Consider the following 10,368-nt stretch of genomic DNA (forward strand, 5'->3'; position numbering starts at 1 on the left):
CGTTACAGATTCTTAGCCAGTTTTGAATGCGTATGGAATACCACTAAGGAGCACTCTGTATCAATATTACCAGATTCAGGATCAAACGCAGGCTGAATAAACTCCTTTCCGTCCCACTCATCTTTCGTTTTCTTGACTTCCTTATCATCATGCAGCGTATAACTGCAATGATCTACCAAGTAAAAGGGAGAGATACGCTCATTAATGGCATTGAGCAATTTGGGCAGATCGCCATCATGCTGCAAAGCCATATTAAGGTTGAGGCGACTAAAATAAAAAAAGCCTTTATCCACTGTGATACCGCTGAAACGGTTACTGTCCAATGCCTGCTCCGGGGTAAACTGGAAGGTAAACTCTGGCATAACCAAGGTCTTTTGCATCTGAATCAGGGAGTCCGCCCAAAAAACGCGATCCTGCTGCTTAACAATCCCTTTTCGCACCAAGTCCTTATATTTTTCACCATATTGTTTATAAAGCTTGACCTGTTGCTGCAAAAAGTTAACCTGGCTACGAAGAGAGTTCAGTTCTCTAAACTTAACCGTTTCTATCTTTTTAAGCTCTTGCTGCTTCTCAGTCACGAGCTGCCACAAGCCGGCGAAAATCCCAATGAGAATAGCCATGACTAGCAATGCTTTAAGATAAAACTTTTTGATTACCGAGAGTGAAAACAGATTACTTAGACTTTCCATCATGCACCCTCATCTTAATTTTAAATGGCAAAGCAATGACCTCGGCTTTTTCCATGGACTCCATATCGATGGTCACGGCCTGTTTTAAGTTACGGTTCAACGGCTCTAACGTGAGCTGCACATCCTGCAAACTAGGAACGTTTTTTAAATCTTCCACTAATGCATCGACCCATGCCACCGGTTCTTTAAAATAATCTTTGTATGGAAAAACCCAACCATCAACCTCTACTTCAAAGGTATGACTGTCTAAACGATCTTTTTGTTTCCATTCCACCTTAACGAGTTGAGTATGCTCATGCTTAGCGAACACATCACTGATCGGTTTTACTTTGAAACCAACTGTACGCTCTTGCTTTAAGCCCAAGATCGCTTCTGAAAAGTCAACCGAAGCCTTGATTTCCTTAGCATCAATTTGCAGATCTACTTCTTTTTGCAGTCGTTCTTTTTCTGCAATGTGGTTTTTAATTTGTTGATCCAGCAGTTCCAATTTATATTGGCTAAGGTAGGTGTTAATGCCCATCACCGATGCATAACTCAATAAGGCGATGGCCAACAAACTGTTTGCTGCAATTAAGGTTCGCTGCGCTCCAATTGAGAAACGCATGCGCGCGGCATATTCATTTGAGTAAAACGGCGCGATAGAGTGATTAATGACAAATTCTGCCAACATCGACGAGGCATAATAGGCTTTGGAATCTCTAAGACCGCAAAGTGTTCGTTTAAAGTCAATGCTGCCTAATGTCATTGCATGAAAAAGCGTGTTCTGCATCTCATCTTCAGAGATAATCAAGCCTTCACTCAAAACGCGCTTTTCCAGCTCAAACAAGTTCAACTCATCGCTGTCCAGGAAGATATAACCAATGGAATGCTGATCCTTAATCAGACTTTGATTGTAGATATAGTTGCGAGCCAGCTTGGCTTCATGAATCAGTGCTGACTGAACTCCATGCGGATCCATCTCATCTACGTCAATTTCAATTAAACGACTGATTCGCAATTTTCCTTCATTAAAGAAAGTTTGGCGATAACTGGTTTTGCCATGTCTCGAAATAATAAAGTAAGGGCGCTCAAACTCTTTATTATTTAGTCCGAGCTCTTTCTTTAAATAACGCTCAGCGTACTGCGCTAACAAAAATGGCGCCGACTGGATCGCTTCAAGTGTTACTTCAAACTGCTCCAAGGCTGAAAAAAACTGCATCAAATGCGAAGGGGCAACAATCGAAGCCGTCATCATGAACTCTTCCGCCCGGCCCTCGGGGTTGGTCTGCGTGATACCCGTCCATTGAGTGTTCACAAAATCAGCGCCTTCCGCCTTTAAGCGCTCCGTCACCCCTTTCTGAACAGATGCCTTTTCCCACAGATATAATCGCGGATAGGGGTCGATGGAAATGTCCTCATCAACCAAATCAAAGATCACGGTAAAGCGCATTTTTTTCGGGGAATCGACAAGCCAGTCTTCAAAATCCTGAAGTTCTTCCCAAGCGAAAAACTTCGGTTCCGCCAGAAAACGACAGTTTTCGGAAAAGGCAACTATGCCTTGATCATTTAAGTAGAATACGCCCTTCACAACTGTACCTTCGATATGGTGTCATAAATTGGACCAAGTACCGCGAGCATGATCCAACCTACAATAAATCCCATCACTAATGTCAAAATAGGCTCAATTGTAGGTTCGATTTTTTCGATCAATTCTTTGGCTTCTCGATCGTACAAATAACTGATATTTTTAAGGGCCTCGTCCATTTGACCGCTGTTTTCTCCAACCCTCACCATTCGAATCGCCATCGTTGGAAAGACTTCGGCTTCCTTAAAAGATTCATGGATAGATTTACCTTCCTTAATCAGTTCTACCGCAGTATCGATATTCTTTTCCAGATAGGTGTTGCCTGCCACCGTAGCGGTCATTTTTAGGCTGTCTGTAAAGCTGACCCCTGCGCCATACATCACTGCCAGTGAATTCGCGATACGAGCCAACTTTAATTTATGAATCACCGGGCCTATGATGCTGAGATTTAAGACCATCTTATCCGTCTTCAATTTAAAGTCATCTGACTTGCTTCTCCATGCTTTCAAAGCAACATAAAACAGAGTTGGTACGATAAAAATTTCCAGAAGATGCCCGCTGATAAAATCTGAAGTTGCAATCAGCGCCACTGTCGCTATCCCAATCTCTCCTCCCATGGACTTGATGAATCCAAGCAGTTCTGGTACCACCAGCACCATCATTAAGATGACAACCGCGATGACTACGGTAGCCACAATTGAGGGGTAAATCATAACTTTCTTGGCTTTAGATGCGAGCTCATCTTCCCACTTCAACATATTGGCCAGATCTTCTAAGATCTTGTCTAATCGCCCAGTATTTTCACCGACAGACACCAGGGAGACATAAACATTACCAAAAATATGTTCATAATCCCTCAAGGCATCAGAAAAGGTAGCACCACCCTGCATTGCATCAAAAATTCCAGCCAACACCTGTTTAACCTGGTCATTTTCATAGGAATCACGTAAATCTTCGATCACCTCCATAAGTGGAACACCGGCTTTCAGCAATTGTTCAAACTGAAAAGTGATCGCAATGATGTCTTTACGTTTTATTTTGGGCTGACCAAGGCCAAACAACCCAGGAGTTTGCTTCTTACCACTAATTAGATTTATGTCTTTTTTCAGTAACCGTTGATTGAGTTCGTGGAGATTCGCCGCCGGCATCACTCCACTTACCCGCTTGCCAAAACGATTAATTCCTGTATAGCGATAATTCTGCATTTAAATCGACCTTTATAATAATTCGGTCAAATTCACAACACGGCTGACTTCTTCAACTGAAGTTTTGCCCTGTTTCACCCACCGTAAACCACTCTTAGCCATGGTTGAGAAACCATTTTTCAACGCTTCATCCAAAATCGCATGCTGAGATTCACCCGCGAGTAACATATCATCCATTTCAGCGGTAAATCTCAAGGTTTCTAAAATCGCCAAGCGCCCTTTGTATCCTGTCTGATTACATTTGTCACAGCCTTTTGCCCGGTACAAAGTCATTTCCTGATCCGGAGAAAGCCCCATGATCTGTCTTTCGAAAGTTTCGGCCTCATAAGGCTCTTTGCATTTTTCACATAATCGCCGTGCCAAGCGCTGTGCAACGACACCGATGATATTTCCAGAAAGAATCGAGGGGGAAACCCCAATATCAATCAGTCTTGGAACGGCTCCAATGGCAGAGTTCGTATGCAATGTTGCAAATACTTGATGCCCCGTCATTGCTGCCCTCAAGGCCATTTCGGCCGTTTCCGGATCTCGGATCTCACCAATCAATATAATATCGGGATCTTGTCTTAACAGCGCCCTTATCCCTGCGGCGAAATCCATGCCAATCTCTTCATTCACCGCCGTTTGGCGGATCATCGACATTGGGTATTCAACAGGATCTTCCAGCGTCATGATATTTACCCCCACTTGATTCAATTCATTTAAAATTGAATAAAGTGTGGTGGTTTTCCCGGAACCGGTCGGCCCGGTTACCAACATAATTCCAGTTGGCCTTGCCAACATCAACTTCAATTCCTCGTAGGATTCAGGATCCAACCCTAATTTATCAAGAGGGACAATCCCTTTCTCCCGATCCAAAATCCTTAAAACAAAGTTTTCACCATGTGACGTTGGTAAAGATGAGACACGAAAATCAATACGACGCCCGTGTACAATCAAATCCATTCGTCCATCTTGCGGCAAACGTTGCTCAGTTAAGTCAAGACGAGACATTACTTTTAATCGTACAACCAGGCCTGACCAAAACGATTTATGCAGTAGGCGAACCTCTTGTAAAACCCCGTCAATTCGGTAACGGATACGAATATAGTTTTCTTCGGGCTCAAAATGCACATCTGAAGCGTTCCTTTTGACGGCATCGGTTAGAATACTGTCAACCAAACGCACCATCGGCTGAGAATATTCTCGTGCTTCGGACAGCCGGTTAATGTCGATCTTACCTGTTTCAAGCTCCCTAAGAATTCCATCAATCGATAGCTCATAACCGTAGTAATTGTCGATTGTGTTAGAAATTTCTTTTTCAACGCCCAATGATGGGACAATTTGAATATCAGGTTTTTGTATGTGTCTCTTAAGCTTATCGAGCAATAAAATGTCATCAGGTGTCGCCATAGCCACCTTCAGAACATTATCTTGAAGACTGATCGGCATCACCGTGTAATTTCGGGCAAACGACTCCGAAACCAGACTGATGGCTTTGGCATCCGGCACAATGCCGTTCAGGGAAACGGATTCAAAGCCAACGGATTCGCCAATCGCTTCGCTGATATCTTCTTCGGATAGGAAGCCTAAACGAAATAAGGCTTCACCTAATTTCTTGCCTGTCTTTCTTTGCTCAGTTAATGCGATTTCTAACTGATCAGGCGTAATTTTTCCATCTGCAATCAGACGCTGTCCTAATAGCGCTGGATGTGTCATAGTTCCTTCTGCCCGAGAAACTGCTTAATTGTTGCTAACCTAAGTTTTATTTGTTCTGAGTCAAAGCTCACTGACTGTGTATTTGCATGCACTAATGCCAAGGTGTAATATTTTTCAGCCAACACATATTTACCCAACCTATCCAAACTTATCGCTAAATTGACAAGATAATCTGAATTTGAATCATCTAAAGAATAGGCTTGGAAAAAATAGGCTTGAGCTTTCTCCCAATCAGTTTCCTGTGCATAAATATTTCCTAACGCATAATTAAGAATCGCGGACTGAGGGTGTTTACTTAGAACGCGTTTAATCTCTCTCTTCCACTGCTCACCGCTCAAACTCCCGCTGTTTAGTGCAACCACTGCTTCAAAAGCATGTAAATTGTCGGGAGCAATCTCAAGCGCTTTATAGTATTGTTGGATAGCCCTTTCAACATCGCCCTGCTGCGCATAAACTGCGCCAAGACCATTCCAAGCTTCAACACTTTCGTCATTTACAGCTAAAACTTCTTCAAACTTCTGTTTTGCCAGAGGATAGTTCTGTGCATACAAGGCATCGTACGCTAGATTCAGCGAGGATTGACCCACAGAGCTTTTAACTTCAAGCATACCGCTCGTTACACTCACTGGCGTCACGACTGGCTTCCGGATGGTTTTTGAAGGCGGTGTGGGTTCTGTCTTGTTGTTCTCTATCGTTTTAGAACCAACATCCTCCTGTTCCTTTACGATATGGCTAATTTCTATATTTTGAGACTCTTGCGCACCGTCAGATCCGGCTGACTCAACTGTATCTTTACCCTTTTCTTCGGCATCGCCAACTTCAGAACGATCGAGAGTGGCGACTTCAACCTCTTCCTTTTTCTCAACTGCAGGTTTGGCAAGCTCCAGTGGTGCCCGAACTATCTCATACTTACGCATACTCTGTTCAAGCTTATTATTTTGATCTTGAAAATAAAGAAGACTAAACAAGCTCAACAAGGTCAAGACAAATAACGACAAAAAGCTGTATAAAAGAAAGGTGGAAGAACGCCCGAAAAACACGTTGCGAATCGATTTAGTTAAACTGGATTTGAATCGCTGATTAGTCGTAAGAATGGCGTTGTTTTGTGGCGTTTCTTCAAGCTCGACCTTGTCAGAGATATTTGGCGTGGCTGAAGCCGACATTGGACGTTTATCCGCTTCCTTATACCCAGGAAGTTGACTTAAACTCCATTCGTAGCTTTGATCTTCTTGCGACTCATTCTGATCATTTCTACCTTGATGAGCCGAAGAGATGTCATTAATGCCACTTTTGGAATTTTCTGATTCGTCACTACTCTCTTCAAGATCGGCATTCTCTGTAATATCGCTTGGCGACTCTCCGGCACCAACAACGTCTTCAGCTTCATTTGAAACGAACACTTCATGTGATTTTTTTACTGACTCTTCTGCTTGCGGGTATTCCCCCCTATTTTCCAGAGGACTTACAGCATCAATAGCTTCCAAATCATCAATTGATAGCGAAGGGAGATCCGCTTCGTTTGTAAGTAAATCCTCCTCAGCTAACTGCAAGCTCGATTTATTCTCTGAATCGTGTTCTTTTTTGCTCTCAGAATAATTCTTATCGAGTTCATCTTTAAGCTGTGTCGCTACATCCGAGTTGTTTTCCTGGTCTTGAAAATTAAACGCAATACCAGATTCCTGCTTATTATCAGGCTCAATAGCAGCTTCCGTCGCTACACGGACGCTTTCATCAGCCGCCTCATTCTGTTTCTTATTCTCAGCAGCTTTTTTCAAGGCTTCAAGTAATACACTCACGGCTTCTACCGCCTTTCACAACTTAAAAACTTCACAGTTAGTGATTAGGTTAATTTCGTTCAGTCTTCAAAAACTGTCGTAGAGAAGACAAATCTCCATTGTCTAAGTCTGGATTTTTGACGACTACAGGACGTATAAAAATAACCAGCTCGCTTTTTTTAGCATAATCATCTTTATAGGAAAAAATATCACCCACAAAAGGCAGCTCATTTACCCATGGAACAGCATTTTTATCATTTGTGTTAGAGTCTTCGATCAGACCACCGATTACAGCCGTTTGCATATCCTTTAATTTCAGAACCGATGCCATCTCTCGCTCTTGAATAACAGGAATTCGACTGACAATGTTTTCACGCGCCAAATCAGGACTTGGGTCGTTAACATACCCCACTATTCGTGAAATAGTCGGTCTAATATTCAATGACACATCATCCCCATCACTAACAAAAGGGGTTACACTCATCATAAACCCAACCGGGACGGTATGAACCTCAGTTTCGTAAGTTGTCACGCCAGCGCTTGTAGAGGTTGCCGCCTCTCTATTCACTTCAATCGTAAAATAAACTTCGTTGTTAACCACTTTCAATAACGCAGTCTGGTTGTTAACAGCCATGATCTTAGGGCTAGAGAGAACCTTGGTTTTACCGAACTGTTGAAGCATTCGCAGTCCGAGATCCCAATCACCACCAATTCCCGTAAAATTAAATGCCAAGGCTGAGTTAGATGCTAACGATGTCGAAATCAAGTTTTGGCTTAATACACCACTTCCATCATCCGATTTAACCAACGTAGACCAATCGATACCAGCTTGGTATTGATCCGACAATTCTACTTCTACCACTGTCGCTTCAATCAGAACCTGCTTTTCTGCACGATCCATTACCTGGTCTAAGTATGTTTTAACTGCTCTATGCTCGGCACCTGTTGCATAGATAGTAATAACGCCCGCTTCTTCATTAATTACCACATTTTGATTTAACGCTTTACCCGCACTCCCTGAACCGGTTTTTACAGCCTGTCCTTGTGCAAGGGTTCCAGATTTAACGATTCTGGATAAGTTTTCTTCAAGCTTTGCCCAGAAGTCATGTTCTGACACAACCTTGATATTAGCGGCACTACCACCTGTTGACGCACTGCCTGCAGACGTACCAATACCGGATGGACCACCAACAGACATCTTCATATCGATCGTATCTTGACTGACTTTCTTAAGATTAACGTAATCTATGGAATAATTATCCCAATAGGGTTTATCAGGTTTCACAACGATACTTCCTGGCTTGATCTCATATAAAAAACCAAGCTGAATTGAAATTCTTTTCAAAATGGTATTCAAATCCTGATTGATTGCATTAATGGTTACAGAACCATCTACGCCGGCGTGTAAATCCAATTGTTTATTAGAGTCTTGTGCCAATTTCAACAGTAACTCCGACAAAGGAATATTTACCGCAGAGACAGAATACTTTCTTACCGAGTGCTGAAAGTTAGGTTTAGGAGGAAGCACCGCCTTTTTAGTTACAATGCTTGGGATGTCAGCATTAGGCTGACTTTGTGGCCCTATAATTTCTTTCTTTTGCAAATGTCCAGCCAGAGCAAATTCACTATCAACAGGAGGTGAAACAGGCTCTCGATTAACTTCCGATGTTGCACAGGAAACCAATATTAATGCAGAAATGACAGCAATTGACACAGAACGAAATATTTTGAATGAAATAGAGTAATTCATGACATATCCCAGCTACTTAAAGTTGCATTAGTGGTTTCTAGATCTTTTAATACCTGCCCCACAGGTGAAATAAAGGGTTGGCTTTTTTTAACACTGGCTGGCAGACCAGACAATTCTTCGACTAAATAGCTATAGCTATCTGAAAATAAATATAGAAACTTAACTCGGTATTTTTTCGCATTTTGATTCAAGTCTAACACAATCTTTAAATTAGAAGATAGCATTTTATAGCGCTCATAAAAGGCTTTGGCCTTAGCATAATCCTTTAGATTTACCACCGACAACTGAATTCCATATCTCACATCATTATTGCTAGAAAGCCATTCTTCAGCGTTTAAATGATCAATGGCCAATCTTTTACCTATTTCATACGGTAAATCCTGTTTCTCTAAATAAGTCGTTATCAAAGTTTCGTCTGTGGATTTCTTGGCCTTCTCGGCTGCTGTTACCTTAACGTTTGACCGCAACTCGGAAGCAGGTGATTCATCAACTTGTTTTTTTAAAGAATCGGTATCACTAGTTTGTTCAAGCTGCTGCTCTTTTTTATCAGTACCGACTGTTTTCGGACTATTTTGATTAACTGAAAATACAGAGCTAACGGAATCCTCAAAACGATACAAACTTATAACCACTCCTACAATAAACACTAAACCTAGAATCAAAGCATATGGTAACTTGCGTTTAATATGGGTGTTCTCGTTAGAAATGTTTTTAAAATGTTTCTTATGCAGTTTAGATTCACCACTGCCATAAACCGCCATCAATAATTGATCTGCAATTGTATTAATCGATCGTGGCAATCCTTTAGACAAAGTATGAACAAGACGGGAATATTTACGATTGAAAAAGTCCAAACCATTATAAGAAGCCTGCCTCATTCGATAATTCAAATAGGCCTGGACTTCTTCAGGTGTGAGTGCAGGGACATGTATATTGTATGAAATCCTATCTTTAAGCTGCCTCAGACTATGCTGGGATAACGCTTTATCGAGCTCAGGTTGGCCAAACAAAACAATTTGGATTAATTTATCCGTATCGGTTTCGATGTTGCTCAATAAGCGAATTTCTTCTAACGCATCTTCAGACATTGATTGGGCTTCATCAACCAACATTATTACCTGTTTACCTGCCGCATGAAAATCTACCAGGGCATTTCTAAGGGATTTGATAAGCAGATACTTTGGCCAACTTGGATCCGCTACTACTTCTAATTCATCCGCAATATGAAACAAAAGGTCTTTCGCAGTTAAGTTGGGTGAATTGATATAAACAATACGAAAACTGTCATCCAGAGAGTCGGCTAATAACCTTAAAAGCGTTGTCTTGCCACATCCAACCTCACCCGTGACTTTTACAATTGCATCACCTCTTTTAATCACATATATAAGCGCATGCAGAATCTCAAGCCGGGAAGCCTGCTCATAAAAAAAATGCTGATCCGGTGTGTTTTTGAATGGAAGTTTGGATAGACCGAAGTGTGTCTTATACATAATCTCTGCTTTGAAATACTGTTCATATACCTATTCTTAGCTAAAAAGCAGAAAAAATAAAGCGACTTGGAGAAATTTAAGACATAAAAAAACCCGCTAGCGATAGCTGAGCGGGTTTTAGGAATATAAGCTTGGCGATGACCTACTCTCACATGGGACCTCCCACACTACCATCGGCGCTAAGACGTTTCACTTCT

The 10,368-nt window shown here is 41.8% G+C and carries 7 protein-coding genes; all 7 read right to left on the reverse strand.

Features of this window, described 5'->3' with window-relative positions; genetic code table 11:
• Positions 1 to 2 precede the first annotated feature (2 nt).
• Genes QCB44_RS07635 through QCB44_RS07665 form a run of 7 tightly spaced genes read right to left on the reverse strand, consistent with a single transcriptional unit; the run spans position 3 to position 10,171 of the window.
• Positions 3 to 620 (reverse strand): hypothetical protein, encoded by a 618-nt coding sequence (locus QCB44_RS07635; RefSeq protein WP_279409142.1) that lies wholly within the window; start codon positions 618 to 620, stop codon positions 3 to 5.
• A 52-nt stretch (positions 621 to 672) separates the two neighbouring features.
• Positions 673 to 2,256 (reverse strand): hypothetical protein, encoded by a 1,584-nt coding sequence (locus QCB44_RS07640; RefSeq protein ID WP_279409145.1) that lies wholly within the window; start codon positions 2,254 to 2,256, stop codon positions 673 to 675.
• Positions 2,253 to 3,458, reverse strand: coding sequence for a type II secretion system F family protein (locus tag QCB44_RS07645; protein WP_279409148.1), 1,206 nt, complete (start codon positions 3,456 to 3,458; stop codon positions 2,253 to 2,255). The genes QCB44_RS07640 and QCB44_RS07645 overlap by 4 nt, the downstream gene beginning before the upstream one ends.
• Positions 3,459 to 3,470: 12 nt before the next feature.
• Positions 3,471 to 5,156 (reverse strand): GspE/PulE family protein, encoded by a 1,686-nt coding sequence (locus QCB44_RS07650; protein WP_279409150.1) that lies wholly within the window; start codon positions 5,154 to 5,156, stop codon positions 3,471 to 3,473.
• On the reverse strand, positions 5,153 to 6,952 hold the full coding sequence (locus tag QCB44_RS07655; RefSeq protein WP_279409152.1) for a tetratricopeptide repeat protein: 1,800 nt from the start codon (positions 6,950 to 6,952) through the stop codon (positions 5,153 to 5,155). The genes QCB44_RS07650 and QCB44_RS07655 overlap by 4 nt, the downstream gene beginning before the upstream one ends.
• A gap of 49 nt (positions 6,953 to 7,001) precedes the next feature.
• Positions 7,002 to 8,681 (reverse strand): pilus (MSHA type) biogenesis protein MshL, encoded by a 1,680-nt coding sequence (mshL, locus tag QCB44_RS07660; protein WP_279409153.1) that lies wholly within the window; start codon positions 8,679 to 8,681, stop codon positions 7,002 to 7,004.
• The gene (locus QCB44_RS07665) at positions 8,678 to 10,171 is read right to left on the reverse strand and encodes an AAA family ATPase (RefSeq protein ID WP_279409154.1); all 1,494 of its coding nucleotides are present in this window, start codon (positions 10,169 to 10,171) and stop codon (positions 8,678 to 8,680) included. Before QCB44_RS07665 ends, mshL begins: the two co-directional genes overlap by 4 nt.
• Positions 10,172 to 10,368: the final 197 nt, after the last annotated feature.

The sequence above is a fragment of the Thiomicrorhabdus sp. zzn3 genome, from assembly GCF_029767755.1.
GTDB lineage: Bacteria > Pseudomonadota > Gammaproteobacteria > Thiomicrospirales > Thiomicrospiraceae > Thiomicrorhabdus.

Excerpts from the sequence above, each read along its gene's own strand:
- QCB44_RS07635 (WP_279409142.1), bottom strand. The coding sequence starts at position 620 with ATGGCTATTCTCATTGGGATTTTCGCCGGCTTGTGGCAGCTCGTGACT.
- QCB44_RS07645 (WP_279409148.1), bottom strand. The coding sequence starts at position 3,458 with ATGCAGAATTATCGCTATACAGGAATTAATCGTTTTGGCAAGCGGGTA.
- QCB44_RS07650 (WP_279409150.1), bottom strand. The coding sequence starts at position 5,156 with ATGACACATCCAGCGCTATTAGGACAGCGTCTGATTGCAGATGGAAAA.
- mshL (WP_279409153.1), bottom strand. The coding sequence starts at position 8,681 with ATGAATTACTCTATTTCATTCAAAATATTTCGTTCTGTGTCAATTGCT.
- QCB44_RS07665 (WP_279409154.1), bottom strand. The coding sequence starts at position 10,171 with ATGTATAAGACACACTTCGGTCTATCCAAACTTCCATTCAAAAACACA.